This is a genomic window from Pasteurella pantherarum (genome assembly GCF_049670885.1).
Lineage (GTDB): Bacteria > Pseudomonadota > Gammaproteobacteria > Enterobacterales > Pasteurellaceae > Pasteurella.
In genome coordinates this window covers 1,602,229-1,628,531 of record NZ_CP187173.1, presented here as the reverse complement: position 1 = coordinate 1,628,531, position 26,303 = coordinate 1,602,229, and the positions used below count along the sequence as shown (strand labels likewise).

Annotated in this window: 26 protein-coding genes, 1 tRNA gene and 1 pseudogene; 21 read left to right on the top strand and 7 right to left on the bottom strand. The window is 40.0% G+C overall.

Annotation, left to right across the window (positions count from 1 at the left end; translation table 11 throughout):
- The first annotated feature begins 11 nt into the window (after nucleotides 1-11).
- From ACPEEM_RS07625 to ACPEEM_RS07615, 3 genes are read left to right on the top strand one after another with little or no spacing between them, the layout of a single operon-like run.
- Complete coding sequence (locus ACPEEM_RS07625; protein ID WP_424406514.1) at nucleotides 12-1,865, top strand: ABC transporter ATP-binding protein; 1,854 nt, start codon at nucleotides 12-14, stop codon at nucleotides 1,863-1,865.
- A 41-nt stretch (nucleotides 1,866-1,906) separates the two neighbouring features.
- A complete protein-coding gene (locus ACPEEM_RS07620) occupies nucleotides 1,907-4,225 on the top strand; it encodes a phosphotransferase (protein ID WP_424406512.1) in 2,319 nt (772 codons plus the stop codon).
- 13 nt (nucleotides 4,226-4,238) lie between these two features.
- On the top strand, nucleotides 4,239-5,408 hold the full coding sequence (locus ACPEEM_RS07615; RefSeq protein WP_424401589.1) for a nucleotide sugar dehydrogenase: 1,170 nt from the start codon (nucleotides 4,239-4,241) through the stop codon (nucleotides 5,406-5,408).
- Nucleotides 5,409-6,123: 715 nt separating this feature from the next.
- Here the strand turns inward: ACPEEM_RS07615 and ACPEEM_RS07610 are convergent.
- Nucleotides 6,124-7,113 carry a phage portal protein gene (locus ACPEEM_RS07610; protein ID WP_424406510.1) on the bottom strand — a complete coding sequence of 330 codons (990 nt, stop codon included), beginning with the start codon at nucleotides 7,111-7,113 and terminating at the stop codon, nucleotides 6,124-6,126.
- A gap of 12 nt (nucleotides 7,114-7,125) precedes the next feature.
- Nucleotides 7,126-8,910 carry a terminase large subunit domain-containing protein gene (locus tag ACPEEM_RS07605; protein WP_424406508.1) on the bottom strand — a complete coding sequence of 595 codons (1,785 nt, stop codon included), beginning with the start codon at nucleotides 8,908-8,910 and terminating at the stop codon, nucleotides 7,126-7,128.
- 149 nt (nucleotides 8,911-9,059) lie between these two features.
- Here ACPEEM_RS07605 and ACPEEM_RS07600 point away from each other — a divergent pair, with 149 nt between their 5' ends.
- The 12 genes from ACPEEM_RS07600 to ACPEEM_RS07545 all read left to right on the top strand — a co-directional run bounded on the left by ACPEEM_RS07600 (nucleotide 9,060) and on the right by ACPEEM_RS07545 (nucleotide 14,856).
- Nucleotides 9,060-9,908 carry a GPO family capsid scaffolding protein gene (locus ACPEEM_RS07600; RefSeq protein ID WP_424408243.1) on the top strand — a complete coding sequence of 283 codons (849 nt, stop codon included), beginning with the start codon at nucleotides 9,060-9,062 and terminating at the stop codon, nucleotides 9,906-9,908.
- Between the two features lie 35 nt (nucleotides 9,909-9,943).
- On the top strand, nucleotides 9,944-10,978 hold the full coding sequence (locus tag ACPEEM_RS07595; protein WP_424404830.1) for a phage major capsid protein, P2 family: 1,035 nt from the start codon (nucleotides 9,944-9,946) through the stop codon (nucleotides 10,976-10,978).
- Nucleotides 10,979-10,980: 2 nt separating this feature from the next.
- Complete coding sequence (gene gpM, locus ACPEEM_RS07590) at nucleotides 10,981-11,643, top strand: phage terminase small subunit (RefSeq protein ID WP_424404828.1); 663 nt, start codon at nucleotides 10,981-10,983, stop codon at nucleotides 11,641-11,643.
- 104 nt (nucleotides 11,644-11,747) lie between these two features.
- On the top strand, nucleotides 11,748-12,254 hold the full coding sequence (locus ACPEEM_RS07585) for a head completion/stabilization protein (protein ID WP_410867771.1): 507 nt from the start codon (nucleotides 11,748-11,750) through the stop codon (nucleotides 12,252-12,254).
- 1 nt (nucleotide 12,255) lies between these two features.
- Nucleotides 12,256-12,459 (top strand): tail protein X, encoded by a 204-nt coding sequence (locus ACPEEM_RS07580; RefSeq protein WP_324637986.1) that lies wholly within the window; start codon nucleotides 12,256-12,258, stop codon nucleotides 12,457-12,459.
- 3 nt (nucleotides 12,460-12,462) lie between these two features.
- Nucleotides 12,463-12,690 carry an HP1 family phage holin gene (locus ACPEEM_RS07575; RefSeq protein ID WP_324637987.1) on the top strand — a complete coding sequence of 76 codons (228 nt, stop codon included), beginning with the start codon at nucleotides 12,463-12,465 and terminating at the stop codon, nucleotides 12,688-12,690.
- Complete coding sequence (locus ACPEEM_RS07570; RefSeq protein ID WP_424406506.1) at nucleotides 12,680-13,201, top strand: lysozyme; 522 nt, start codon at nucleotides 12,680-12,682, stop codon at nucleotides 13,199-13,201. Before ACPEEM_RS07575 ends, ACPEEM_RS07570 begins: the two co-directional genes overlap by 11 nt.
- The gene (locus ACPEEM_RS07565) at nucleotides 13,186-13,569 is read left to right on the top strand and encodes a hypothetical protein (RefSeq protein ID WP_424406504.1); all 384 of its coding nucleotides are present in this window, start codon (nucleotides 13,186-13,188) and stop codon (nucleotides 13,567-13,569) included. Before ACPEEM_RS07570 ends, ACPEEM_RS07565 begins: the two co-directional genes overlap by 16 nt.
- Nucleotides 13,451-13,711, top strand: a complete 261-nt coding sequence (gene lysC / locus ACPEEM_RS07560) for an Rz1-like lysis system protein LysC (protein WP_424406502.1) — start codon at nucleotides 13,451-13,453, stop codon at nucleotides 13,709-13,711. Before ACPEEM_RS07565 ends, lysC begins: the two co-directional genes overlap by 119 nt.
- Nucleotides 13,708-13,923: a TraR/DksA C4-type zinc finger protein gene (locus ACPEEM_RS07555; RefSeq protein ID WP_424406500.1), complete on the top strand. Its 216-nt coding sequence runs from the start codon at nucleotides 13,708-13,710 to the stop codon at nucleotides 13,921-13,923. The genes lysC and ACPEEM_RS07555 overlap by 4 nt, the downstream gene beginning before the upstream one ends.
- The gene (locus tag ACPEEM_RS07550) at nucleotides 13,920-14,411 is read left to right on the top strand and encodes a phage tail protein (RefSeq protein WP_424406498.1); all 492 of its coding nucleotides are present in this window, start codon (nucleotides 13,920-13,922) and stop codon (nucleotides 14,409-14,411) included. The genes ACPEEM_RS07555 and ACPEEM_RS07550 overlap by 4 nt, the downstream gene beginning before the upstream one ends.
- A complete protein-coding gene (locus ACPEEM_RS07545) occupies nucleotides 14,398-14,856 on the top strand; it encodes a phage virion morphogenesis protein (RefSeq protein WP_424406496.1) in 459 nt (152 codons plus the stop codon). Before ACPEEM_RS07550 ends, ACPEEM_RS07545 begins: the two co-directional genes overlap by 14 nt.
- Nucleotides 14,857-14,868: 12 nt before the next feature.
- Here ACPEEM_RS07545 and ACPEEM_RS07540 read toward each other — a convergent pair whose 3' ends face one another.
- Nucleotides 14,869-15,138, bottom strand: coding sequence for a hypothetical protein (locus tag ACPEEM_RS07540; RefSeq protein WP_424406494.1), 270 nt, complete (start codon nucleotides 15,136-15,138; stop codon nucleotides 14,869-14,871).
- Between the two features lie 911 nt (nucleotides 15,139-16,049).
- On the opposite strand from ACPEEM_RS07540, the pseudogene ACPEEM_RS07535 reads away from it, so the two are divergent.
- Nucleotides 16,050-16,655, top strand: a pseudogene (locus ACPEEM_RS07535) (tape measure protein); the annotation flags it as partial.
- Nucleotides 16,656-16,742: 87 nt separating this feature from the next.
- On the opposite strand, the gene ACPEEM_RS07530 reads toward ACPEEM_RS07535, so the two are convergent.
- Nucleotides 16,743-16,827 (bottom strand) — tRNA-Leu (locus ACPEEM_RS07530).
- A gap of 331 nt (nucleotides 16,828-17,158) precedes the next feature.
- Here ACPEEM_RS07530 and hutX point away from each other — a divergent pair.
- The 4 genes from hutX to rpsO all read left to right on the top strand — a co-directional run bounded on the left by hutX (nucleotide 17,159) and on the right by rpsO (nucleotide 21,589).
- Nucleotides 17,159-17,647 carry a heme utilization cystosolic carrier protein HutX gene (hutX, locus tag ACPEEM_RS07525; RefSeq protein WP_424401587.1) on the top strand — a complete coding sequence of 163 codons (489 nt, stop codon included), beginning with the start codon at nucleotides 17,159-17,161 and terminating at the stop codon, nucleotides 17,645-17,647.
- 14 nt (nucleotides 17,648-17,661) lie between these two features.
- A complete protein-coding gene (hutZ, locus tag ACPEEM_RS07520; RefSeq protein WP_424401586.1) occupies nucleotides 17,662-18,177 on the top strand; it encodes a heme utilization protein HutZ in 516 nt (171 codons plus the stop codon).
- A gap of 62 nt (nucleotides 18,178-18,239) precedes the next feature.
- Nucleotides 18,240-21,152 carry a TonB-dependent hemoglobin/transferrin/lactoferrin family receptor gene (locus ACPEEM_RS07515; protein WP_424404073.1) on the top strand — a complete coding sequence of 971 codons (2,913 nt, stop codon included), beginning with the start codon at nucleotides 18,240-18,242 and terminating at the stop codon, nucleotides 21,150-21,152.
- A 167-nt stretch (nucleotides 21,153-21,319) separates the two neighbouring features.
- On the top strand, nucleotides 21,320-21,589 hold the full coding sequence (gene rpsO / locus ACPEEM_RS07510) for a 30S ribosomal protein S15 (protein ID WP_005721273.1): 270 nt from the start codon (nucleotides 21,320-21,322) through the stop codon (nucleotides 21,587-21,589).
- Between the two features lie 59 nt (nucleotides 21,590-21,648).
- Here the strand turns inward: rpsO and smpB are convergent, their stop codons facing one another.
- A complete protein-coding gene (gene smpB / locus ACPEEM_RS07505; protein WP_424401585.1) occupies nucleotides 21,649-22,131 on the bottom strand; it encodes an SsrA-binding protein SmpB in 483 nt (160 codons plus the stop codon).
- Between the two features lie 148 nt (nucleotides 22,132-22,279).
- Between smpB and ubiD the strand changes: the two genes are divergently transcribed.
- Nucleotides 22,280-23,758 (top strand): 4-hydroxy-3-polyprenylbenzoate decarboxylase, encoded by a 1,479-nt coding sequence (gene ubiD / locus ACPEEM_RS07500; RefSeq protein ID WP_424401584.1) that lies wholly within the window; start codon nucleotides 22,280-22,282, stop codon nucleotides 23,756-23,758.
- A 74-nt stretch (nucleotides 23,759-23,832) separates the two neighbouring features.
- Here ubiD and aroA read toward each other — a convergent pair whose 3' ends face one another.
- Both aroA and hisC read right to left on the bottom strand, forming a co-directional pair.
- Nucleotides 23,833-25,149, bottom strand: a complete 1,317-nt coding sequence (gene aroA / locus ACPEEM_RS07495) for a 3-phosphoshikimate 1-carboxyvinyltransferase (RefSeq protein ID WP_424401583.1) — start codon at nucleotides 25,147-25,149, stop codon at nucleotides 23,833-23,835.
- Between the two features lie 43 nt (nucleotides 25,150-25,192).
- Nucleotides 25,193-26,290, bottom strand: a complete 1,098-nt coding sequence (gene hisC / locus ACPEEM_RS07490) for a histidinol-phosphate transaminase (RefSeq protein WP_424406492.1) — start codon at nucleotides 26,288-26,290, stop codon at nucleotides 25,193-25,195.
- Between the last annotated feature and the right edge of the window lie 13 nt (nucleotides 26,291-26,303).

Sequence of the window (26,303 nt, the reverse complement as noted above, 5' to 3'; positions counted from 1 at the left end):
GGTGAAATACGATGGGAAAAACCTCTGTAAATTCTAATGCATGGTGGGCGGTGGCTTATCGTTTGAAAGACTATATTCGCCCTGAAAGAATGTTGGTCTTTGGGGCGTTATGTGCGTTGCTGTTGGCTACCGCCATGCGACTTTTAAAACCCTTGCCTTTAGCTTTTGTGGTGGACTATGCATTGCTTGATGTGGTTGAGGTTTCAAACCATACCACGAATAAATCCCCTGTTTCAGAAGGGGTCTTATCCTCTTTATTAGGCTCAATGGAGACCACTTATTTACTATTTGCTTGTGCGGGAGCCGTGATTGTCATTGCCCTTTTTATGGCTGGAGCGAGTTATTTCAGTACAGTCGGGCTAGCATTAGCGGGTAGCCGTATTTTAAGTCGTGTGCGTAATGATTTATTTGCACATTTACAACGGCTTTCATTACGCTTTCATTCGCAAGCAAGAACAGGTGATCTAACCATGCGTTTGATTAATGATATTGGCATGTTGCGAGAAGCAGTGATTACCGCACTTATGCCCATGTTAGCCAATATCCTGATTCTGGCGGGAATGTTTGCCATGATGGTTTATCTGAATTGGCAATTGACATCCATTACCTTATTAGCAATCCCATTAATTTGGTGGACAACCTTGCGTTCAAGTAAGCGTATCCATGAAGTCAGCCGCATGCAACGTAAACGTGAAGGGGCTTTAGCCTCCAAAGCCGCAGAATTTATTGGGTCTATTCGTACTGTTCAATCACTTTCCCTTGAAAATGAAACCATACGGAGCTTTGTGGGGGATGATGCGGAAAGCCGTAAGCAGAATGTCCAATCCAAAAAGTTATCGGCGGGGTTAGAGCGTCGAGTGGATATTATTGTGGCGTTGGTTTCTGCCGTCGTATTACTAAAAGGGGCTTATTCGGTGCTAGGTGGTGAGATGACACCAGGTGAACTCATCATTTTCATGTCTTATTTAAATAATGCATTCCGACCAGTTAGAGAATACGCCAAATACACGGGACGACTTTCTAAAGCCTTAGCCGCAGGCGAGCGTGTAGTGAATTTATTAGATGAGCAACCTGATATTCAGGACAAACCCGATGCCAAAGTTTTAACGAAAGTGCGAGGGGATATTCAATTTGATCATGTTCGCTTTGGCTATCACCTGATGAATGGTGATGCCCCTGCCGTATTACAAGATATGAATTTCAATATTCTTGCGGGAGAGCGTGTTGCCATTATTGGTCCTTCTGGGGCAGGGAAATCCACCATCACAAGTTTGCTACTTCGCTTATATGAAGCCGATGAAGGCGTGATTCGTATTGATGGTAAAGATATTCGAGATTACAAAATCGAGAGCGTACGAAGTCAGATCGCCATTGTACCGCAAGATAATTTACTGTTTGGTTTAACCGTGCGTGAAAATATTGCCTTAGGTGCCATCAATCGGTTGGAAAAGATTGATGAGGAAGAGATTATTGCGGCGGCAAAACTGGCTCAGGCTCATGATTTTATTATGGCATTACCACAGGGGTATGACACCGTGCTCAGTGAACGTGGGGGCACATTGTCTGGCGGACAGCGACAACGTGTTGCGATTGCTCGTGCAGCAATGAATAAAAGTGCGGTCTTAATTTTAGATGAACCTACGGTGGGATTAGATCAAGAGAGTGAAAGCCAAGTGATCGTAGCGTTAGAGAACTTAATGCAAGGACGAACCACCATCATGATTACCCATGATCTGGCACTTGCCGCCAGAACAGACCGCATTTTGTTTGTTGATAAAGGGGTGATTATGGAGCAGGGAAGCCATCAAGCATTGCTCAAAAAAGGTGGCAATTATGCCATGTGGTGGAACATGCAATTTAATTAATTGCACTGTGTTTTTATCGGAAATCAATATCAAGGTGCGATATGCTTACCCATGCAGATAAACAAATTGTTGCCAACGATACGGCGTTACCAGGTTTAATCCTATTATTAGATGCTGAGCGTTTATTAGAAAAATTACGCCAACTTCCCGTATTAAACTCGGCAATACAGGCAGACATTCAATATTTGCGTTATAAGCCAAACAGCAGTTGTGCTTGTACTGTTCGAGTGACGTTAGCCCATGGCGAACAAAAATATTACTATGCGAAAGCCTTGACGAGCGAACGTTTCAAGCAGTCTTGGCAACATCCTAAACGCCAAAAATTAGTGCAAGAGGGGGATCCTAATGCCCCCTTAGCGTTATTTGATTATGGGATCATGTTATTACATCCTGCTTATGATCGAGGCATTCGCCATTTAGCATGGCTGGTGGATCATCAGGCACTGCAAACATTGCTCCACAATTGTCATTTTCCTTATTGTGAAAACACGCCCTTACACATCGAGGTACTACGCTATAAACCTGAACGCCGATTTGTGGCAAAAATCAGCCAGCATAATCAACCTTTGGCTGTGGTGCGTAGTGTAAAAGCCCGTGATTTTAGTCATGTCTTAACAGGCACGGTGTTTGGTGTGGCACAAGGTCATGTCAAGCTGTATGGGGTTGATGGTCAGCGAACCAGCCTCATCACACATTGGCAAACGGGAAAAAGCTTGTGTCCAGAAGCGGGGAACTTGATTCACGATGACGTGTTAAAACCTTTAGCCACATGTTTAGTTGAGGTACATCAAGCCAGTTATTTACCCCCTATACAACATGATATTGCGGCAGAGATTAAGGCATTAAAAGGGGTAGAAGCCACTTTTCAGCACATTTTGCCTGATCATGCCGAATATTTTCGTCAGTTAATGCAATCCGTCATTCAAGGTTTACAGGCTCATCCTCAGAAACTGGTGCTGATTCATGGGGATTTTTCTTTAGATCAAGTGGTCGCCTCTCAAGATCAAGAAGGCAACTTGGCATTATCCCTTTTAGACTGGGACAGCTGTGTGGCGGGCTATGCTTTTATGGATCTTGCCACCATGCAAGCAAGACTTGAATTGCAAGTGATTGAAGGGGTGTTATCGGCACAACAAGCAACGCACATTATGGCGATGTTTTTAACGCATTATCAACAAGGTAGCCAACTGGATTTACAAGGGATACATTATTTTATCGCTTCTGCCTTGTTACGCCTTGCCACAGAACCTTTCCGTAAGCGTGGACAACAATGGGAATCTGAGTGTGTACAATTATTAACTCGCACGGCTGAAATTCTTCAGCAAGCCCTCTCGCAAAATCAGGCTCCCAACGTAAACCACGAGGATTTTTCAGCCGATCCCTTGTTAGCAGAATTAACTGATCCACAACGTATGCAAGCGTTGCTGGTGGCGGCATTACCTTCGCACTTACAAGGAAAAGTCACTTCGGCAAAACTAACACGTTACAAAGTCCAGCGACGTGCATTAATTGAATATGACATTCAAACGGAACAAGGCACGGTGTCTCTCATGGGTAAATATCGTCATAAAGGCGTGGATAAACGTTCTTTTACTGTACAAAACGCATTATGGGAACTGGGATTTAATGCCTCCGCCCCTGTGAGTGTTCCCGAACCCGTGGGCATATTACCTGAACAAAAACTTTGGTTACAACGCAAAGTGAAGGGACAAACTGTCGGGGAAATGTTGGTACCGCAGCATCCACAACTTGCCTTTTTAGGTCAACGAGTGGCAGAGGCGTTAAAAGCATTACATCAAAGTGCGGTAGAAAATGTGATGATTTTATCGACTTGGACGATTGAAAAAGAACTGGCGATATTATCTGATCGCTTACAGAAAGCACAAAGCTTACGCCCAACCTTAGCCAAGCGTATTGAGGCGGTTTTACACCGCTGTGAAGGTCTCGCCGTCAACTTAACGAGCCCCCCTTGGGTTTCCCTTCATCGGGACTTTTATCAAGATCAAATTTTAGTGCATCAAGATTTCACAGGGCAAATGGTCTTATTAGATTTAGATTTACTTTGCCAAGGGCATGCTGCACTTGATGCAGGAAATTATCTTGCCCATATTCAAGAGTTTGCATTACGTCAGTATGGCGATATCCACGCATTATCTGTGCATCAAAATGCATTTCTTACGACTTTTTTAACGAGCAACTCGACAGCCACTGCATTAGACGTTGAGATCTACACTGTCTTATCTTTGGCACGTCATATTTATCTCAGTACACAATTTGAAGATCGTGGTCAGACAACCGAAGCATTACTTTTATGTTGTGAACAAAAGCTCGATTTTTTATTTAAGCAAGTGTTGAACTAACAGGAGAAAAAGTATGAAAATCACGATTGTCGGTGCAGGTTATGTTGGACTGTCTAATGCGATTTTACTTGCACAGAAGCATGATGTGACATTACTCGATGTGTCGACTGAAAAAGTGAATTTGATTAATCACAAGCAATCACCGATTCAAGATATTGAAATCAGTGAATATCTTGCCAACAAACCGCTTTGTTTACATGCCACAGTTGACGAGAGTGAGGCGTATGCACAGGCGGAATATATTATTATTGCCACCCCGACAGACTATGATCCTGTCACGGATTATTTTGATACTAGCTCAGTGGAGTCTGTCATCGCCACCGCACTGAAACAAAACAACCATGGCTACTTAGTGATCAAATCCACCATTCCTGTGGGCTTTGTCCAACGTATGCGTCGCCATTTTAATACGGATCGCATTTTCTTCTCGCCTGAGTTTTTGCGGGAAAGTAAAGCACTCTATGACAACTTACACCCCTCACGTATTGTGGTGGGGGATCATCATCCCGCTGCAGATAAATTTGCTCAAATGTTACGAGACTGTAGCCTTGAGCCACAAACCCCTATTTTGCTCACTTACCCGACTGAAGCAGAATCTATCAAATTATTTGCCAATACGTATTTGGCATTACGTGTAGCATTTTTTAACGAACTGGATTCCTTCGCCTTGACCTTCGGCTTAGATGCCCGACAAATTATTGAGGGTGTTTCTTTAGATCCCCGTATTGGCACCCATTATAATAACCCTTCTTTTGGCTATGGCGGTTATTGCTTGCCAAAAGACACGAAGCAATTGTTAGCGAACTTCCAAAATATCCCACAAAACTTAATTAGTGCCATTGTCCAATCGAATGCCACCCGAAAAGATTTTATTGCGAATGATATTCTCAATAAACGTCCTGAGGTGGTGGGCGTTTACCGCTTAACGATGAAAGCAGGATCTGATAATTTTCGTAGCTCAAGTATTAAAGGCATTATGAGGCGCCTAAGCGAAGCAGGGACAAAAATTATTGTCTATGAGCCAGAATATAAAGATGAAATGTTTTTTGATGCGGTACTCGTTCGCGATCTTGACCAATTTAAACAGCAAGCCAATATTATTCTAGCAAACCGCATTACGCCAGATTTAGAAGATGTCGCTGAAAAAGTGTATACCCGTGATCTGAAAGGCAGTGATGTATAAGTCCTCACGGCTTACAGAAGAGATTACGCCCTTTTATTTCATCAATCCGCAGGAATGGATCATTAATGATGAAAAGAGAAGTCAAACATGATAAAAACAGGCACTTTCTTACAGTAGGAATGTGTTAAGTTGATAAGTGTTTGATTTTGAAAGCGTAAAGACAAAGAAAAATACAAAGAAAAAGCCAGTCATAGACTGGCTTCTTTATTCATGCAATTGAATGATATGCAAATTAATTAATGCAACTTATCGATGGTGCCTAGGGCCGGCAACAATAGTTTTTTTATAACAATAAGTTAAAACAGGTTTTGTGCAGATTTAATACAGTTTTATTGATGAATGAAAAAAATATTTTTTTATGATCTCAATCACAAAAAAACGATCTAAAATAGCGTTTTTGTGCGTTGATTTGCGTTTTTGGATCGCTAAAAATAGATCTCGATCTAGCAAGCACGGGCGGGCTTTGAATGAATTTTCGATTTTGCGTTAAAAGCGACAACTTTAGTGTGCGGGCGTGGCGAGGCTTTGACTGCGATTTTTCTAGCGTGAAAAGCGTTGAAAATTAAGAAAAAATAAAGTTTTAACGTTTGAATAAATGGTGTGAATGCTATAATAAAATGGGGTGGTACAGAACAAAGTGGAGAGAGAAAGGCCCGTTTTATGGCGTAAAAAAAGGCACTTCAAAAAGTGCCTGTTTCATTTTGAAATAGATCTCTTATTCTGTTTCAAGCAGTTTATATTTTGTGAAATGGATCACATCAACACCCAGCCACTCGTTAAGTTCTTCAAGTCGTCTTTGTAATGGTTCAATCTCATTCACAAAGAAAACTTCTGCAGCTTTTTTCACATCACCAAACCCCGCTGCATTTGTCGGAATAATTCCCATTAATTGTGGCGGCACTCGGTGCGCTGCAAGAATATCATCTCGGCTCGTATTCTTAATATTTAAAAATTCATCTTTAGCAACAACATCAGAAAGCGGAATGATTTTTAAACCATTTTCTTTGCCATTCGGTGCATAAATAAAAAGGTTTTTGAAATTGCCCTTGCCTTTTGCCTCTCGCAATTGTTTCTTAATCTCATCAACATCACCAACGCTATGCGTTGCATCTGTCATATACATAATGAACCCAGCGTGAGCACCGTTGATATAGTATTTTCTACGGAACAACGTTGCACTTTCATTCAAGAAAGCAGACTGCAGTGATGATAGATAATCTGGCAAGCCGTAAATTTCCTGGTTCACATCAGGTTTCATCAGATGAAAAACGCTACCTTTTTTAAATTCGTGTTCTTGATAATATGTCGTCACCTGGAAATAAACGCCCTCTTCTTTGCCTTTTCGCATATATTTCGCCAGGGGCGAATTTAATGAAATCGGCTTGCCCCACGCATTGCACACAACTTCAAGATAAGCATTGCCGAAGACAAGATAATCTTGCACGAATTTTTCTAATTGCGTGCGTTTCAAAAGTGCGGTGGTTTTACACGTTGAAAGTAAAATATTTTTCTTCACAGTGATTGCACTTTCGTGATGTGCACTTGCTCGCAGTGAACGAGCCAACCCGCTAAAATCAACTGGCGGACTATAATATTTCTCATACATCAACACTGATTCAAGATAGTTAAGAATATCAGCACGATCTAAAACTGGCGTTGCATCGCCAAGAGAGAATGATTCAATGTTTGAGTTTTCTTTAGTCATATTCGTTTCTCATTAGTTAAATGTAAAAATTGATGAACCACTTGATTGATGATTTAAGTTTTCACCGAATGGAATATTCAGAACACAATTCATCACAGCCCAACAAATATCGCCGTGACTGGCTTCTTCTGAACGGTCAGACACATAAGTCATCTGACGGCCAGAACGTGTTAAACGTTTTTTCACTGTCATAAAGCTACTAATCACTTCTTTGCCGTCAAACTTTAATCTGCGTTTTTGAATAAGATTCAACGTTTTCAAAACCATTTCATTTTTTAAATCCACGTTGTAATCAAGACCAATCGCAGTCGGATAGAATTTTTTCACTTCTTGATACACGCCAGCACCAAGCCCCGTTTTATCAATTGTGATTTTCGTGATGTTGAAATCTTCAATGTAACGCTTAATTTGTTTTGCTTGTGCTTCAAAGTCTAAGCCGTGAAATGTTTGATAATGCAAAATGCGGTAATCACCACCTTCAACTCGGGGCGGTGCAACCAAGACCAGTGCTGCACGGTCGCCAGTGTGCGACGGGTCATAACCAAGCCACACATCACGATTGCCAAAGGCTCGTTTTAAAAATGGCTTGTAATCTTTCCACTCTTCAAGCGAATCAACTTGACACAACTGCAATTCATTAAATTTAAACACGCTAGACGTATCATCAGCGAATTGACACATATATAACTGCTCAAATTCTTCACGTGAGTTTTCAGCAATCAAGTCATCAATATCAAACAAATCACAACCGCCCGCTTGTGCATCGTAAATATTCACAATCTGTTTCCATTGTCTATCTGCACAAAATTTACCTGTTCGTAAATTCTCGTGAGAAATATCAATCTCAATGCGTTCTTCTTTTGGTCGTCGTTTATTAAATGATTTGCCCGACCAAAACTGATAAGCATCAGATGCAATGGTTGTCGGCGTTGAAAAGTAAGTTTGACGATATTGTTTTTGTGATGCCATTGCTGCAGCAACTTTTCGCATTTCTGCAAATTTTGGCACCCAGAAAATTTCATCAAAATATAAATTGCCGTGGTACGATTGTGCCGTTGCCGAGTTTGTGCCTAAAAAAATCAATTCCGCACCATTCGGCAGTAGGATTGTTTCGCCCTTCAGTTCAACATCAGCGGTTTTTCTCGCATAAGCGGTAATGTACGAGCGGAACTGCAACGCCTGTTTTTTACTTGCTGACAAGAAAATCTGATTGCGACCAGTCACTAACGCATCAACTAATGCTTCGTGTGCAAAATAGTACGTTGCACCAATTTGACGGCTTTTTAGAATGTTGCGAATACGATATTGTTTGCCCGCATCGAACCACAAACGCTGGTAATTGAACATTCCCTCAAGAAAGCCATTAATCAGCAACTCTTGCTGTTCTTCTGAAATCGGGTTTTTGTCGCCAGTTTTACGTTGGCCACTGTTTCTGTTTTTGATTTTCGGATTGAGATCCGTTTCGTTTCCCTCGCCAAAGCTATATTTTTTAACTCGAGCCACTTTTTCCATTTGACGGCCGAGCAAGTCAATTTCTTTAAAATCTGCACCGCTTTTCTGTTCTTTAGCGATTAACAAAATCATTCTGCTTTCGAGTGCAAGCTCAACACGCCCAACGGGTGCGATATCGTCCCACTTGTCTCGCTCTTTCCAGCTAGAAATGGTCGAAACAGGAATATCAAGCTGGCGTGATATTTCAGCGATTTTATAGCCGCCGAAATACATCACTTGTGCTTTTCGTTTCAAATCAATTTCAGGTTTAACGATGATTTCAATGTTTTCTTCTAGTTCTTGCATAACGCCCTCATTTCTCATAAAGGCATAATAAGAAGAAAGCTAACCGTTTGATTGATAATGATTTTGTGAAAGCAGTTTTCACAATTTGAAGAAATAGACCCGTGAAAATAAAACATTCAACATTGTGGCAATTTGAACAGAAAACCGAAATGGGAAAAGCTATGGGCGATAAAAAAACACAATCGAAATGGTTCGTTGTTGCCACTGAAGGGGCAACAACTGACGGCCGCACAATCAATCGGGCTTGGATTGAGCAAATGGCGAAAAACTACGACTTAAAAACATACGGTGCACGCATTAATTTAGAGCATCTTAAGTTTCGCTATTTTTGGAAAGATGAACCACACTCAAAAGCATACGGCGATGTAATCGCCCTCAAAACACAAGAAACGGAGGGCGGAAAACTGCAATTATTAGCACAAATTGACCCGACCGACGACTTAATCAAGCTTAATAGTGCACGCCAAAAAGTCTATACATCCATTGAAGTGGATCCAAACTTTTCAGATACCGGTGAGGCCTATTTAGTGGGGTTAGCTGTGACTGACCAACCAGCAAGCCTTGGCACTGAAATGCTGAAATTTGCATCTCAAGCAAAAGAAAATCCGTTTACTTCTCGCAAGCAAAAAGCAGAAAACTTATTCACTGCAGCAGTCGAAACTGAAATCGAATTTGAAGAAGTCGAAGAAAAACAAGGTTTCAGCGTGTTTGAAAAAGTCAAAGCGTTATTTGCGAAGAAAGCAAAAACAGATGATGACCGTTTCACGGACCATCAGCAAGCAATTGAGTTGCTCGGTGAAAATTGCAAAGAAACATCAGAAAAAACGACCGCACTTTCTGCAGATTTAGAAAATCATTGTGAAAAATTCGCAGATTTAGAAAACACAGTGAAAGCGTTAGAGCAGAAATTCGCACAACTCGAAAAACAACCCGAACAAACATACACCGAACGCCCACAAGTAACAGGCGGTGAAGACCGACAAGGGCGATATTTCTAAGTATTCATTAAGTATTATCACCGAGGAAAAATATTATGAGACACGAAACAAGAACCGCATTAGATCACTACATCGCAGGTGTTGCAAAAGATAATGCTCAAGACTTTGCAAACGTTGCGTTCGGGAAAAAATTTAATGTTAATCCAAGCATCCAGCAGAAACTAGAGAACGCAATTCAAGAAAGTAGTGCTTTTTTAAAACTGATCAATATTGTGCCTGTGATTGAACAGCAAGGCGAAACCCTTGGGCTTGGTGTTGCAGGTACAATTGCAGGAACAACAGATACAGCATCGGGCACAGGAAGAAACACACAAGACATTCATAAATTAAGTCAGATTGCCTACCATTGCCAACAAATCAACTATGATACTCACTTAACCTATGGCACCTTAGATTTATGGGCAAAATTCCCTGATTTTGCGAAACGTGTCGGTGATTTAAAAGCGGAACGCATGGCATTAGATCGTATTATGATTGCCTTTAACGGTGAAGAACGTGCGAAGACATCAAACCGTACAAATAAACCGCTTTTGCAAGATGTCGCAAAAGGCTGGTTGAAAAAAATTGAAGAAAATGCACCAGAAAGAGTTATGAAAGAAGTGCAAAGTAGCACGAATAAGATCGAAATCGGTGAAAGTAAAACCTATAAAACTTTAGATGCCTTAGTGTTTTCTGCAGTCAGTGATCTTATTGCCCCACAATTCCAAGATGACACCAAACTGGTCGCCATTATGAGTCGTGATTTGTTGGCAGATAAATATTTTCCATTATTTAACCAATATAAACCAAGCGAACAAGTTGCAGGTGATGTGGTGATCAGTCAAAAACGAGTCGGTGGATTACAAGCTATTCAAGCTCCATTTGTTCCAAAAGGCACGATTCTCATCACACGACTTGATAATTTATCAATTTATTATCAAGAAAATGGAATGAGACGCACCATTGTCGATAATGCCAAGTTAGACAGAATTGAAGATTACACTTCATCAAATGATGATTTTGTGGTGGAAAATTATGAAATGGTGGCATTGCTTAAAAATATTACCATTATTGATGCACCTGCGGGGTAATTATGCGACCAACAAAAGCACATTTTTTAAGAGTCATGGCAGAAAAAGCGAGTTCTGAAGAAGAACGAGAACTCGAAAACTATGACGAGTACGAGAAAATGCTGTTTTTGCTCGCTCGTCATCAGAAGAATTTAAAAGAAATTCAGTCAACTGAACTGAAAGCGGAGTACAAACGCTCAATCTTACAAGAATTTATGCCGTGGATTGAAGGCGTGCTCAAAGCGGGTAACGGCAAACAAGACAACGTTTTGATGACTTGGCTTGTCTGGTCTATTGATTGTGGTGAGTATCATCTTGCATTACAAATTGCAGAGTATGCACTACATCAGCAACTTGTATTGCCAGAACAATTCACTCGCACGCTTGGCACGTTGCTTGCAGAAGAATTTGCTGATGCTGCAAAAATCGCACGCACAGCAAATAAACCATTTGAGCTTGCTTATCTCACACGTGTTGAAGAACTCGTGCGAGATGAAGATATGCCAGATCAGAGCCGTGCACGCTTAATGCGTGAAATTGGCACATTGCAGGTCGAAAGCAACAAAGAGCAGGCATTAGTCGCCCTTGAGCGTGCATTAGAGTTAGATTTAAACGTGGGTGTAAAAGGCTTAGTTGAGAAACTACGCAAAGAGTTAGACAAACAAGCTAACCAAGACACCAACTAAACGAGCAAAGCGCAACGCCAGCTGGGCGGATTAGAGAATTTACGGTTTTTTAACCGCACTTTCTTCTTCAATCCTCACCCAGCTTTTTTTATACGAGAAAAACAATGAGTGACGGCACAATCTCAATCAAAATCGCACAAAACTACGATATGCGTTCTGTGCAGGAACAAGTCGAACGTGACAAGCAAAATGAAGCATTCATCCAGAATGATGAGTTTTTCCCGAACATCGTGATTTCTGAATTTAGAAACGCATCACGACTAGATGGCACAGTTACAATCGACAGATTAAAAGAAGCGTTATTCGAAGCAATCGCATCGGTGAATGATGAATTAAAACACTTCAAGCAATCAGCAACTCACGCCACGCTTGCAGAAATCCCAAGTTTAACCGTGGGTAATCAATCAGTGTTGGTCTATCGCTACAAGCGTGCAGTGTATTGTCTCGCACAAGCGAACTTATACGAACGCTACGCAAGCTATGACACAACAAATGACGGTGAGAAAAAAATGGAATTATTGCAAGAAAGCATCGAACAAATCAGACGTGATGCCCGTTTTGCAATTAATGACATCATCGGCAGACCACGTATCACAACGGAATTGATTTGATATGCAAGTTTACGCAGAACAAAACGACACGCTTGATGCCGTGATTTTTCGACACATGGGAACAAGTAACGGCTTGCTAGAAGAAGCATTGCTACTCAATCCGCACTTAGCCAATCAAGCCGTGCTAGACATTGGCACAGTCGTGATTCTGCCGAGTAAGCAACAGCAAATTATTAAAAAAGATTCATTAAAACTTTGGGATTAAAACATGGTTAAAAACGACTTAGCGGGTGCAAGCTCATACGTTGCATCATTAAGCACTTTCTTATCAGGGATTGGATTATCACTGCAAGATGTATCAAACATATTCAGTATTTTAGCGACGATTGTCGGCATTATTCTTGCAATCGGTACATTCTTTGTGAACAAACACTACAAAATGAAAGAACTCGAACTGAAAGCGAAAAAAATGGGAGTCAGTCTGAATGAAGATTAATAAATACGTGAAATATGCGTGCAGTGTTTTTGCCGTCATTATGATTGTGGTGTCGAACTATGACAATGAAATCAGAACAACCCAGCGAGGGCTTGAGATTATCGGCAATGCCGAAGGTTGCTACACAAAACCCTATCAATGCCCCGCCGACGTTTTAACAGTAGGCATTGGCACAACGGATGCGGTCGAGAAAATCGAACGAAACAAAATCTACACCCTTGAAGAAATCGCTTACTTATTCAAAGAGGGCGTAAAACAAGCAGAAAAATGTGTAAACACGCACGCAAACGGCAAACAGCTACCGCTTGGTGCATTTGAATCACTCACATCAATCACGTTTAACGTGGGGTGCGGAAAAATGCAGAAATCAACGCTATTCAGAATGGCAAAACAAGGCTACACACCGCAAATGTGCGAACAATTTAAACGGTGGATCTATGCGGGGGGCGTGAAGTTAAAAGGCTTAGAAATTCGCAGAGAAAAGGAACGTGAACTATGTTTAACGCCTTAAATCTTAAATTCAAATTAATTCTAGGCGGTGTATTTCTCGCACTGCTTTTTGCGATTGTCACCACGTCAACACTGGCTTTTCACTTCTACGCAAAAGCCAAAACAGAGCAGTTGAAAACGGAAATGTGGCAAGCGAACTACATCGCACTCAATCAAAAGATTGATGAATTTTCGCAAAAACAGACCGCACTTTTTAACGAAGTGCGGACACTGCAACAAGCAAACGAACACACAGAAAGAGAGTTAAACAATGCTATTGAAAACAATCAAAACTGGAGTAATCAGCCTGTGCCTGATGACATTAAACGCTTGCTCAACAAAGCCAATCAGCCCGCCAATTCTTTGCCCACAAACAGCAACGTGCGGTGATGTGAGTTTGCATATTCACACGAACAAAGACTTAGCCCAAGCACTGCTAAAAACGCACAATATGTTGCAATTCTGCTTGTTAGAGAACAACGCATTAAAAAACTGCATTGATGATTTTAATAAAAGAGAAGTGAAACGATGACAGATAGATTTGACAAAGCACAAGAACTTGAACAAATGCACAGAGACGTGGCATTAAAAAATCGCACGACATCAACCCGTGCCAGTGCGTTTTTCTGTGAAGATTGCGGCGAAAAAATACCCGAACAACGCAGACTGACCATTATCGGCGTGTGTCGTTGTGTCAGTTGTCAGACAATTTTCGAGAAAAAACAGCGAGTGTATAGACGATGAAAAAGCCGAATCAAATCAGAAATGTGATTGAGCAATCAAACCCAGTTTTTAAGAGTAATCCTGATTCGTTGCAAGTGTTTATTGACCAAGGGCAAATCATCAGCACAGGTGCGAACTCATTGAGTTTTGAATATCAATACACGCTCAATGTCATCATCACAGATTATGCAGAAGATATTGCGAAAATCATCGTGCCAGTGCTTGCATATTTGAAAGTGAATCAGCCTGAAATCTTCGAAAACCCACAGCGTAGAGAAGGGGCGTTTAAATTCATCACGGATTTTAATAACAACAACACGCTAGATCTATCGCTCGAAATCAAACTCACAGAAAGAGTTGTGCAAAAAAACAGTGTAAAAGGCGAAATTGATTTGAAGTATGCTGCAGAGCCGACCTGGAACGAAAGCGAACTGACTGCAGAAGATTTAAAAGTCATTTTTGAAAACAACGTGATTTTTGAACATGGAAAAATCTATGGCGACAATTGAAGAATTTAACTCAAAACTCACCGCACTTTTAAACAATCTTTCACCAACAGCAAAAAGAGAGCTTGCCCGCAAAATCGGGCAGAATCTCGTGCAAAGTCAACGCAACAGAATCACAGCACAACAAAACCCAGACGGCACAGCATTTGCACCAAGAAAACCACAAAAAAGCTTTCGCAACAAAAAGGGCAGAATCAAACGCAAAGCCATGTTTGCAAAGTTAAAAACAGCCAGATTTTTGAAAGTGAAAGCAAATGCAAATCAAGTCAGTATCGGCTTTACGGGCAACACTGCCTATCTTGCGAGTGTGCATCAATTTGGCTTAGTCAGTCGAGTGCATCGGAAGCAAAATTACAAAGTAGAATATGCCCAACGGGAACTGTTGGGCTTTACTGAACAGGATATTGATATGATTGAACGATTGGTTATTGAACAGCTAGGCATGTAATTAAGAATGTAATTAATGGTGCTGATCTTGATTCATACATTCATAACCAGCTCCCGAGCAATGATTGCAAGAAGATGAACCAAACAAGGCATAAAGTATCACAAACATTAAATACAACAGCACAGAGCCGACAATCCCCGTGAGTGTGGCACTCATTTTTAAATAGTAATAACAAAAGAGATAAGGTGCCACAAAAAAACTTGCCATGCCCGCCAGTATGGCGACATAAAACAGCAAACTTAACATGGGATTGTCTGTGTTTGATTTGATTTTTTGTTTCATCTTTGCCTCCTTTCCGTATGTTATTTCATTATTAAATCAGATGATTATGTTAGTCAATAAAAAGTGAGTACAGAATGAAAAATTTACAATTAACCGTTTTACTTAATGCCGTAGATCAAGCAACGAGACCTTTCAAAACCATGACACAAGGTGCCAAAACGCTCGCAAAACAGGTTAATCAAATGCAAGAACGACTTAATCATTTTAATAAAGTGAAAGTCCATGCGGAAAAATTTGCAGAAGCGAAAAAATCAGCCAATGAATTTGCCAAGGCATTAGGCACGGCAAAAGCAAACACGGAACAGCTTCAAAAAGCCTTAGCACATAATGAAGAGAGAATGAAATCCAATTTAGGCAAATTGGAGAATGCATCAAAGAAAGTAGAAAAGTATAAATCGGAACTTGCTGCATTAAAAATGATTTATAAAACAAATTACAATCCCATTGAAAAAGGGCTTGCGAAAGATGCTATTGCCAAAATGAATGCAGAATTAAAAAGTGCAAGAGAGAGCCTAAAAGGTTATCGAAATGAACAAGAAGAATTACTTAAAGCCAATAAAAGCTTTAATCATTCGTTGGATAACGAAAAAGAAAATCTCACCAGAATCAATGGGAAATATCAGCAAAGTGTTTCTGAACTAAAAAGATTACAAGGAAAGTTACAGCAAGCAGGCTTTAAAACTACGCATTTTTCACAAAGCCAACAGGCGTTAAAAACACATATAGAAGGTGCGAATCAAGCCTTATCCAGACAGAAAAAGTGGCTAGAAAAAATCAGCCGAGTGACAGATCTTGCTCGCCATATCAATAAAAATATTTCAAGCTCTTTCTCAAAAGGGCAATCTTTTGTCAATATGGGCATCGGTGCCAATATGGCAGGAAAAACACTTTTAAATCAAGCCTCAAAAATTGGCTATGGTGTTGTTGGCATGGTTAAAACAGCAGGGCAATTTGAAAAGTTTCAATCAATTTTAGAAGTGACAGAAGGGAGTGCAGAAAAAGCAAAACAAAGCCTTGAATGGGTAAAACAATTTGCTGTGGACACACCCAGTAATTTAGATGAAGCCATGGAGGCGTTTGTAAAATTACGTGCCTATGGCTTAAATCCTACTCATGGACTATTAAAAACCCTAGGGGATACAGGGGCGGCGATGGGAAAACCCGTTATGCAAGCTGTCGAAGCCATTGCTGATGCTATCACTGGCGAAAATGAACGCTTAAAAGAATTTGGCGTAAAAGGGCGAGCCGTGAAAGGCACGAATATCATTGAATATGAATACACGGATAAATATGGTAAACAGCAACTAGCCAAAGTAGATAAACGCAATAGACAACAAATTGAACAAACCCTGACAAAAATTTTCAATGATAAATATGCAGGAGCAATGGAAAAACAGGCTCGCAGTCTAATGGGAATTTGGTCTAAATTAGAAGACCATTGGATTAATTTTCAAATGGCTGTTATGGAGACGGGGGCATTTGATTGGATTAAAAACAAATTTGTTGAAGTGCTTAATGTAGTTTGTAACTTATTGATTTTTAAATATTAAAGATAAAGAAAAAGCCGACAAAAGTCGGCTTTTGTGCTTAATGCAACTTATCGATGGTGCCTAGGGCCGGACTCGAACCGGCACACCCTAAGGCGGTTGATTTTGAATCAACTGCGTCTACCAATTTCGCCACCCAGGCAAGCATGGATAAACCGCATTAAAGTGGTTCGTATTTTACCTGTTCAAAGAAAGATTACAAGTAAAAATATACATTCCAAACTTTAATTGCCTTTATTTTCATCACTTACTTGAGATAACACCACCTCAAAGGCTTTCTCTTTGCTTCCTTAAACAAAGATAGCAAACCCCACATTGTGCAGGTTGCAAGGAATTTTACGAAGTCAAAATAATTGCAACGAAACATCAGGATTCTTTTGAAAAAAAAACAAATTGCAAATATAATTAAAAACTATTATCAATATTGATAATGACAAAGTTAAACCATTTAATTTGTAGGGATAAAATTAACTATGTTAAAAGCACAAATTGCAGATTACATTGCACAAAATCCATCCGCGATCACCTTAGATATGGCAGCACATTTTAAAAAGCCTGAAGGTGAGATTTTATGTGCTTTACCAGAAGAATTCGTTCGAGTGTTTTCTGGTGAAAGAGCCGAAGAAATCCTTGCAGAAATTAGTCGTTGGGGGATTTTTACCACCATTATTGAAAAAGAAGGTTCAATCTTTGAAATTAAAGATCGTTTCCCAACAGGGATAGTGGGACGTGGGTATTATAATTTAAATATGAAAGGAGAAGAGGGTGCCTTACATGGACACCTTAAGCTCGATAACATCAGTAAAATTGCTTTTGTGAGCTTACCTTTCCGTGGCAAAGAAAGCTACAACATCGCCTTTATCGCCAATAACGGACACACCATTTTTAAAGTGTATTTAGGCAGAGATGAGGCACGTCAATTATTCCCAGAACAAGTTCAAAAATTTAAAGCATTTATTTAGAAGGTAAAGAAGTAATGACTACAAATCGTCAAGAAGTGTTACAAAATCGACTAGGACCAGAAATTCAAGAATTAAAAGCCAATTGCAAAACCATTATGCTCGCCACTGTTGGGGAAGATGGCAATCCTAATGTGAGCTATGCCCCCTTTGCCATTAATAATGGTGAATATCAAGTCTTTATCTCAACCATTGCTCGCCATGCACGGAATTTACAAGAAGTTCCGAAAGTTTCTTTAATGTTAATTGAAGACGAAAGCAAAAGTCGTCAAATTTTTGCTCGTCGTCGCCTTTCTTTTGATGCCTCTTCTCGTATTGTAGAACGGGAAAGTGAAGAATGGGCATCAGGCATTGAAGCATTAAAAGCCAGACATGGTGCGTTAATGGATGAATTATCGAAATTAAAAGATTTCCATTTATTTAGCTTTAAGCCAGAGCAAGGTTTATTTGTAAAAGGATTCGGACAAGCTTTCCAAGTAAGTAGTGATGATTTGGTGAGTTTTGTTCATCTTGTTGAAGGACACGAAGAGTAATCCGTCTTCAACTTTTGGGGTATTTATTTTAGGGTATTTATGTAAGGATAAAAAATATGAGTATGACCACTCGAACCATGAAACTTTCTGCCATTACATTGGCATTATTAGGCTACTGCGGTGCAACATTCGCTGATAACCAAAATACAGAAGCACTCGACACTATCACAGTGACTTCACAACAAGATGACATCAGTGTGAAAGAGAAAAAAGTGGGCGAAACTGTAAAAACGTCAAGCCAACTAAAACGTCAGCAAGTCCAAGACAGTCGTGATCTTGTTCGTTATGAAACTGGTGTTTCTGTGGTAGAAGCAGGTCGTTTTGGTTCAAGTGGTTATGCTATTCGTGGTGTGGATGAAAACCGTGTAGCGATTACGGTAGATGGGCTTCACCAAGCAGAAACCCTTTCTTCTCAAGGATTTAAAGAATTATTTGAAGGCTACGGCAATTTCAATAATACGAGAAATAGTGTAGAAATTGAAACATTAAAAGTGGCGAAAATTGCAAAAGGTGCTGATTCAGTAAAAGTCGGAAGTGGCTCTTTAGGTGGGGCGGTGCTTTTTGAAACCAAAGATGCTCGTGATTTTTTAACCGAGAAAGACACTTATGTGGGTTATAAAACAGGTTATAACTCGGCTGATAATCAAAAACTCAATACATTTACTGCCGCAGGGCGTTATAAATGGTTTGATGCGTTATTTATGCATACTGATCGTCGTGGTAATCAATTAAAAAATTATGATTATAAAACAGGGGCAGATATTCAGGGTAAAGAAAGAGAAAAAGCGGATCCATATTCTATTACTAAAGAAAGTACATTAGTGAAATTCTCTTTTTCTCCAACAGAAAATCACCGTTTTACCGTTACTTCTGATACCTATACTCAACATTCTCGTGGACATGACCTTTCATATAATCTCGTTGCAACGACATATATTAAGTTAGATGAAAAGGAATCTCGTCATGCGAATGATTTGACAAAGCGTAAAAATGTGTCTTTTACTTATGAGAATTATACTGTTACGCCATTTTGGGACACATTAAAATTAAGTTATTCACAACAAAAGATCACAACAAGAGCAAGAACAGAAGATTATTGCGATGGCAATGAAAAATGCGACACATATAAGAATCCTCTTGGGCTACACATGAAAGATGGGAAAATCTTGGCTCAAAATGATGAAGAACTTGAACTTATTAAAAAGAAATATCAAGTGCCACAAGTCCTTGGTAAGGATGGCAAAGAAAAAGATAGAACAGCCTTTGATTTAACACAAATTGGTGGATCTAATTTTTGGTTTGACTGTGAAGTGTTTAATTGCGATAAACCAGTAGAAGTTTATAAAGAAAATAGCGATTCTACTGATGGAAAAGCAATTAAAAAAATGGTTGATTTAGAAATAACCACAATACAAGGTAAGAAGTTTGGCTCTTATAAAGATAAAACGGAACCCTCTGCGAAGCATTATATCATTCTTCCAAATTCTCAAGGCTATAGACCTTTTGACTATAAGAAGAGAGACTTAAATACTAATACTAAACAAATCAACTTGGATTTAAGTAAAAATTTTGCTTTATTTGAGATGGAAAACAATCTTAACTATGGTGGTGTTTACAGTAAAACAGAAAAAAACATGGTTAATTATGCAGGTTATACTGGAAGCAATCCTACATGGTGGGCTAAACGAACACTAGGAATCAGTAGTATTACCGATAAAGAAAATACATGTCAAACTGTATCGGGTTATAATGGATTCCTTTGTCCAAGACACGAAGAGCCTACATCGTTTTTAATTCCAGTAGAAGCCACAACAAAATCACTCTATTTTGCGGATAATATCAAAGTACATGACATGTTAAATTTCGATTTAGGTTACCGTTATGATGATATTAAATATGAACCAGAATATATCCCTGGTGTAACCCCTAAAATTGCGGATGATATGGTGAAAGGTATCTTTATTCCATTACCTGAAGGGGAAAAAGTTACGGTAGGTACGAGAGTATTTACAAAACCACTAAAACCAGAACAAATTCGTAAGAATGCAGAAGAAAATATTGCTTATATTGCACAAGAAAAACGCTTTAAAAAACATTCTTACTCCGTTGGGGCAACCTTTGATCCCGTTGATTTTTTACGGTTACAAGTAAAATATTCAAAAGGGTTTAGAGCACCGACGTCGGATGAGCTTTATTTTACCTTTAAGCATCCAGACTTTACGATTTTACCTAACCCTGTTTTGAAACCAGAGGAAGCGAAAAATCAAGAGATTGCCTTAACATTTCATGATAATTGGGGCTTTGTGAGTGCAAGTGTTTTCCAAACAAAATATCGCAATTTTATTGATTTAGCGTATTTAGGGTCTAGAAATTTATCGAACTCTGTGGGCGGAAAATCACAAGCACGAGATTTCCAAGTTTACCAAAATGTTAATGTTGATAATGCCAAAGTTAAGGGTATTGAAATGAATACTCGTTTGAATTTAGGCTATTTCTGGAATGTGTTAGATGGATTTAACACAAGTTATAAATTTACTTATCAACGTGGTCGTTTGGATGGAAATCGCCCAATGAATGCGATTCAACCAAAGGTTTCTGTGTTTGGTTTAGGCTATGATCATAAAGACCATAAATTTGGGGCGGATTTATATGTCACACATGTAAGTGCTAAAAAAGCAAAAGATACTTACAACATGTTCTACAAAGAGCAAGGATATAAAGACAGTGCTGTCCGTTGGAGAAGTGATGATTATACCTTGGTTGATGCAGTTGGTTATATTAAACCAATTAAAAATGTGACCTTACAGTTCGGTGTTTATAATTTAACAGATCGTAAATACTTGACTTGGGAATCTGCTCGTTCCATTAAAGCATTTGGTACAAGTAACTTAATTAATCAGACAACAGGTGCCGGTATTAACCGTTTTTACTCACCTGGTCGCAATTATAAATTAAGTGCTGAAGTCACTTTCTAATCTTAAGAGCCTGCGAATGCAGGCTTTTTCCTTGAAAAGTGCGGTGCTTTTTCGCAAAGATTTATTGCTTTTCTGTCAATCAATGCTAAAATTCACATTCCTTTGTCGTAGCTGGATTAGAGATCGGCTATCGATGTATTTTAAACTTAACTTTTAGGAGTTATCAAATGTCTCTAAGTACAGAAAAAAAAGCAGCAATCGTTGCTGAATTTGGTCGTGATGCAAAAGATACAGGTTCTTCAGAAGTGCAAATCGCATTATTAACTGCACAAATCAACCACTTACAATCTCACTTTGCAACACACAAAAAAGATCACCACGGTCGTCGTGGTTTATTGCGTATGGTTTCTCGTCGTCGTAAACTTTTAGATTACTTAAAACGTACTAATCTTGAGCTTTACACTTCAACTATCGCTCGTTTAGGTTTACGTCGCTAATTTTTATTAGGATTTATACCAAAAAAAGCCCTTGATGATGTTATCAAGGGCTTTTTTATTTAACCAATTCGTGCATTTTTCATGATGCGATCTTTGGTGACTTTCCATTCTCGTTCTTTGATGTCTTCACGTTTATCATGTTGTTTTTTCCCTTTGGCTAAGCCAATTTTGACTTTTGCCCATGCATTTTTCCAATAGAGTGACAGGGCGACGATGGTATAACTGTCACGATTGGCTTTACCAAATAAAGAGGCTAATTCTTTTTGATTTAACAATAATTTTCGGGTGCGAGTCGGATCGCAGACGATATGTGTTGAAGCAACACTAAGGGGCTGAATAGTGGCACCGAATAAATAGGCTTCGCCTTGTTTAAAAATAATATAGCTATCGCTAATGTTCGCTTTACCTGCTCGCATGGATTTCACTTCCCAGCCTTGCAGAGAAAGCCCCGCTTCAATTTCTTCTTCAATAAAATAGTCGTGTCTTGCTCGTTTGTTTAATGCAATGGTATTAGATCCCACTTTTGCTTTTTTCTTTGCCATAATCGTGTTTTTTCCATAAAAAAGACTGCGTTCCATTTTACAGAATCTTCATGGAGATAGCAAAATTGCTTGCAATCAGTCATGTTGTCTATAACATGGTTTCGGTTTAATAACACATGACAAAATGTTTAGAAAAAGGGTGCTGACAATGAAATATAAAGATTTGCGGGATTTTTTAACGCTATTGGAACAGCGTGGTGAACTTAAACGCATAAAACAAGAAGTGGATCCCTATTTGGAGATGACAGAAATTGCGGATCGCACCTTAAGAGCAGGTGGACCTGCGTTGTTATTTGAAAACCCAAAAGGATTTACTGTTCCTGTTTTGTGTAATTTATTTGGCACACCGAAACGGGTTGCGATGGGAATGGGGCAAGAAGATGTCGCCGCTTTGCGTGATGTGGGGAAACTTTTGGCATTTTTAAAAGAGCCAGAGCCACCGAAAGGCTTTAAAGATTTTCTTTCAAGTTTGCCGCAGTTTAAACAAGTGTTGAATATGCCCACAAAAATTTTGGGGAAAGCAGATTGCCAGCAAGTGGTGCTAAAAGGCGATGAGGTGGATTTGTATCAGTTGCCGATTATGCAATGTTGGAAAGATGATGTAGCACCTTTGGTGACATGGGGGTTGACCATTACTAAAGGACCGTTGAAAAAACGTCAAAATTTGGGCATTTATCGTCAACAATTAATTGCCAAAAATAAATTGATTATGCGTTGGTTATCGCACCGTGGTGGAGCATTAGATTTTCAAGAATGGAAGGAAACCCATCCAGGTGAACCGTTCCCTGTATCTGTGGCATTGGGGGCAGATCCTGCGACGATTTTAGGGGCGGTAACGCCTGTGCCAGATACTTTGTCGGAATATGCCTTTGCGGGCTTGTTACGTGGGACAAAAACGGCGGTGGTGAAATCGGTGAGTAATACGTTGGAAGTGCCTGCAAGTGCTGAAATTGTGTTAGAAGGCTATATTGATCCGAATGAAACGGCGTTGGAAGGGCCTTATGGGGATCACACAGGTTATTACAATGAACAAGAATATTTCCCTGTGTTTACCGTTACACATATTACTATGCGTAAAGATCCGATTTATCATTCAACTTATACAGGGCGTCCACCTGATGAACCTGCTGTTTTAGGTGAAGCGTTAAATGAGGTGTTTATTCCCATTTTGCAAAAACAATTTCCCGAAATTGTGGATTTTTACTTACCGCCTGAAGGCTGTTCCTACCGTTTAGCGGTGGTGACGATTAAGAAACAATATGCAGGGCATGCGAAACGGGTGATGATGGGCGTGTGGTCTTTCTTGCGTCAGTTTATGTACACTAAATTTGTGATTGTCTGTGATGAGGATGTGAATGCCCGAGATTGGAAAGATGTAATTTGGGCGATCACGACAAGATGTGATCCCGCACGGGATTTAACGTTAGTGGAAAATACGCCGATTGATTATCTGGATTTTGCTTCACCTGTGGCTGGGTTAGGCTCGAAAATGGGGATTGATGCTACTAATAAATGGGCGGGAGAAACCCAACGTGAATGGGGGGTGCCGATTACCAAAGATCCTGAAGTGGTGAAAAAAGTGGATGATATGTGGGAAAGCTTAGGGATTTTTGATGAGCATTCTTAGTTAAACTGCGGTGGAAAAGAGAATGTGCGGTGAAAACTTTTTGGTTTTACACCGCACTTTTTTATTGAAGTGGGTTATTCATGCTGTGCCAAACGTAAAAATTCCTCAAAGAACGTTGGGAAGGTTTTGGCGGTGCAATTGGGATCTAAAATGGTGACTGCGGTATTGGATAACGCCACTAAGGAAAAACACATTGCCATACGATGATCATTATAGGTTTCAATTTCCGCATGCTGGAATTTCTCTAAGGCTAAAGGTTGAATGCGGATAAAATCTTTCCCTTCTTCCACTTCGGCACCCACTTTGCGTAGCTCGGTTGCCATGGCACTGAGACGATCTGTTTCTTTCACTCGCCAGTTATAAATATTGCGAATGACGCTTTCCCCTTGGGCAAACAGTGCAGTGGTGGCAATGGTCATGGCGGCATCAGGAATGTGATTCATATCCATATCAACCCCTTTTAATTCCCCTTGTTCAACTTCAATAAAATCGCTTCCCCATGTGATTTTTGCCCCCATTTTTTCTAACACATCGGCAAAGAGGCGATCACCTTGAATGCTATTTTTCCCCACGCCGACCACTTTCACTTTGCCTTTAATTGCGGCAGCCGCTAAGAAATAAGAAGCAGAGGACGCATCACCTTCCACTAAGAAAGTATTCGGTGATTGATATTGCTGATTTCCTTTCACCAAAAAGCGTTGGTAATGATGGTTTTCTACCTCAACACCAAAGGTTTTCATCATATTCAAGGTAATATCAATATAAGGTTTGGACACCAAATCGCCGATAATTTCAATTTCTGTATCGGCATGAGCCATGGGGGCTGCCATTAAAAGTGCGGTCAAAAATTGGGAAGATACTGAACCATCAATTTTGACTTGTCCGCCTTGTAAACCTGTACGACGAATCACAAGAGGCGGGTAGCCTTCTTGTTCTAAATAATGAATCTCTGCACCTGCTTGTCGTAAAGCATCCACTAAATGCTGGATCGGGCGTTCTTTCATGCGAGGTTCACCCGTGAGAATAATTTCAGGTTGTTCCGAAGAATTAGGCTGTGCTAAACACAAAGCGGCAGTGAGTGGTCGCATGGCTGTGCCCGCATTGCCTAAAAATAAGGCTAAGCCATCTTGCCAGTCAAAGGCTTGTCCTCGACCTTCAATTTCACAGACGGATTTATCTTCAGACAGCTGATAATTCACCCCTAACTGCTTTAATGCATTGAGCATATGGCGAACATCATCACTGTCTAACAAGTTGGTGAGGGTCGTTTTCCCCTTTGCCAGTGCGGCTAACAGTAAGGCACGGTTTGATAAACTTTTTGAGCCAGGTAGACGAATTTCCCCTTGAATGCGATGAATGGGGGTTAAGGTAATAGAGGTTGCTTGTTGCATAAACTGCGAGTTCCTTGATTGTACCGAATAAGCAAAAGTGCGGTTAACTATGTAAAATATCTGCTAATGCATCAATAAAACGTTGGTTTTCTTCTGGTAAGCCAATGCTAATGCGTAAATGGTTTGGCAAACCATAGCCTGCAATAGGTCGCACAATCACCCCTTTTTGTAATAACGCTTGATAAATCGGCAGTGCGGGTTGCTTCAGATCTAACATCACGAAATTGCCTTTTGAAGGAATGTAGCTTAAGCCTTTTTCGTTAAAGAAATGTTCTAATAGGGCTAATCCAACACGGTTATTTTCTGCCACTTTCGCAATAAAGACATCATCATTGATCACCGCTGTTGCCGCTGCCAATGCAAGGCTATTGCAGTTAAATGGTTGGCGTACACGGTTGAATAAATCCGCAATTTCTTCCGATGAGACCGCATAGCCAATGCGTAAACCTGCTAACCCGTAGGCTTTGGAAAGGGTGCGGCAAATGACTAAATTGGGGTGTTTTTTCAGTAAGGCAAAAGAATCGACACGCTCTTCTGGCAAGGTAAATTCAGTATATGCCTCGTCCAACACCACGATGACTTGTTCAGGCACTTGCTGTAAAAAGGCGGAAATTTCAGCTTCACTTAAAAATGTGCCAGTCGGATTATTCGGATTGGCGAGATAGATTAATTTCGTTTTGTGGGTGATTGCCTTTAAAAATGCTTCTAAATCAGCACCGTAATTTTTGGCGGGAATTTCCACTTTTTTCGCATTAATGGCTTGTGTCACAAGCGGGTACACAATAAAGGCATATTGGGAGAAGATAATCTCATCTTGCTCACTGGCAAAAGTGTGGGCGATCAGTTCTAATAAATCATTGGAACCGTTACCCAGAGTGATTTGAGCCGCATTTAAGTGGAATTTTTTTGCTACTGCTTGTTTGAAATAAAAACCGTTGCTGTCAGGGTAACGGGTTAAATTATCCAATTCTGCTTGGATGGCTTGTTTTGCACTGTCTGGCAAGCCAAATGGATTTTCATTTGAGGCAAGTTTAATAATATTCTCAATGCCTAATTCACGTTCGAGTTCTTCTACGGGTTTTCCCGCTTGATAAGGGAGGAGTGTTTTCACCCCCTCATTGGCGATGTTGATGTATTGCATAATCTTCTCTTTC

Excerpts from the sequence above, each read along its gene's own strand:
- ACPEEM_RS07625 (WP_424406514.1), top strand. The coding sequence starts at position 12 with ATGGGAAAAACCTCTGTAAATTCTAATGCATGGTGGGCGGTGGCTTAT.
- ACPEEM_RS07620 (WP_424406512.1), top strand. The coding sequence starts at position 1,907 with ATGCTTACCCATGCAGATAAACAAATTGTTGCCAACGATACGGCGTTA.
- ACPEEM_RS07615 (WP_424401589.1), top strand. The coding sequence starts at position 4,239 with ATGAAAATCACGATTGTCGGTGCAGGTTATGTTGGACTGTCTAATGCG.
- ACPEEM_RS07610 (WP_424406510.1), bottom strand. The coding sequence starts at position 7,113 with ATGACTAAAGAAAACTCAAACATTGAATCATTCTCTCTTGGCGATGCA.
- ACPEEM_RS07605 (WP_424406508.1), bottom strand. The coding sequence starts at position 8,910 with ATGCAAGAACTAGAAGAAAACATTGAAATCATCGTTAAACCTGAAATT.
- ACPEEM_RS07600 (WP_424408243.1), top strand. The coding sequence starts at position 9,060 with ATGGGAAAAGCTATGGGCGATAAAAAAACACAATCGAAATGGTTCGTT.
- ACPEEM_RS07595 (WP_424404830.1), top strand. The coding sequence starts at position 9,944 with ATGAGACACGAAACAAGAACCGCATTAGATCACTACATCGCAGGTGTT.
- gpM (WP_424404828.1), top strand. The coding sequence starts at position 10,981 with ATGCGACCAACAAAAGCACATTTTTTAAGAGTCATGGCAGAAAAAGCG.
- ACPEEM_RS07585 (WP_410867771.1), top strand. The coding sequence starts at position 11,748 with ATGAGTGACGGCACAATCTCAATCAAAATCGCACAAAACTACGATATG.
- ACPEEM_RS07580 (WP_324637986.1), top strand. The coding sequence starts at position 12,256 with ATGCAAGTTTACGCAGAACAAAACGACACGCTTGATGCCGTGATTTTT.
- ACPEEM_RS07575 (WP_324637987.1), top strand. The coding sequence starts at position 12,463 with ATGGTTAAAAACGACTTAGCGGGTGCAAGCTCATACGTTGCATCATTA.
- ACPEEM_RS07570 (WP_424406506.1), top strand. The coding sequence starts at position 12,680 with ATGAAGATTAATAAATACGTGAAATATGCGTGCAGTGTTTTTGCCGTC.
- ACPEEM_RS07565 (WP_424406504.1), top strand. The coding sequence starts at position 13,186 with ATGTTTAACGCCTTAAATCTTAAATTCAAATTAATTCTAGGCGGTGTA.
- lysC (WP_424406502.1), top strand. The coding sequence starts at position 13,451 with ATGCTATTGAAAACAATCAAAACTGGAGTAATCAGCCTGTGCCTGATG.
- ACPEEM_RS07555 (WP_424406500.1), top strand. The coding sequence starts at position 13,708 with ATGACAGATAGATTTGACAAAGCACAAGAACTTGAACAAATGCACAGA.
- ACPEEM_RS07550 (WP_424406498.1), top strand. The coding sequence starts at position 13,920 with ATGAAAAAGCCGAATCAAATCAGAAATGTGATTGAGCAATCAAACCCA.
- ACPEEM_RS07545 (WP_424406496.1), top strand. The coding sequence starts at position 14,398 with ATGGCGACAATTGAAGAATTTAACTCAAAACTCACCGCACTTTTAAAC.
- ACPEEM_RS07540 (WP_424406494.1), bottom strand. The coding sequence starts at position 15,138 with ATGAAACAAAAAATCAAATCAAACACAGACAATCCCATGTTAAGTTTG.
- hutX (WP_424401587.1), top strand. The coding sequence starts at position 17,159 with ATGTTAAAAGCACAAATTGCAGATTACATTGCACAAAATCCATCCGCG.
- hutZ (WP_424401586.1), top strand. The coding sequence starts at position 17,662 with ATGACTACAAATCGTCAAGAAGTGTTACAAAATCGACTAGGACCAGAA.
- ACPEEM_RS07515 (WP_424404073.1), top strand. The coding sequence starts at position 18,240 with ATGACCACTCGAACCATGAAACTTTCTGCCATTACATTGGCATTATTA.
- rpsO (WP_005721273.1), top strand. The coding sequence starts at position 21,320 with ATGTCTCTAAGTACAGAAAAAAAAGCAGCAATCGTTGCTGAATTTGGT.
- smpB (WP_424401585.1), bottom strand. The coding sequence starts at position 22,131 with ATGGCAAAGAAAAAAGCAAAAGTGGGATCTAATACCATTGCATTAAAC.
- ubiD (WP_424401584.1), top strand. The coding sequence starts at position 22,280 with ATGAAATATAAAGATTTGCGGGATTTTTTAACGCTATTGGAACAGCGT.
- aroA (WP_424401583.1), bottom strand. The coding sequence starts at position 25,149 with ATGCAACAAGCAACCTCTATTACCTTAACCCCCATTCATCGCATTCAA.
- hisC (WP_424406492.1), bottom strand. The coding sequence starts at position 26,290 with ATGCAATACATCAACATCGCCAATGAGGGGGTGAAAACACTCCTCCCT.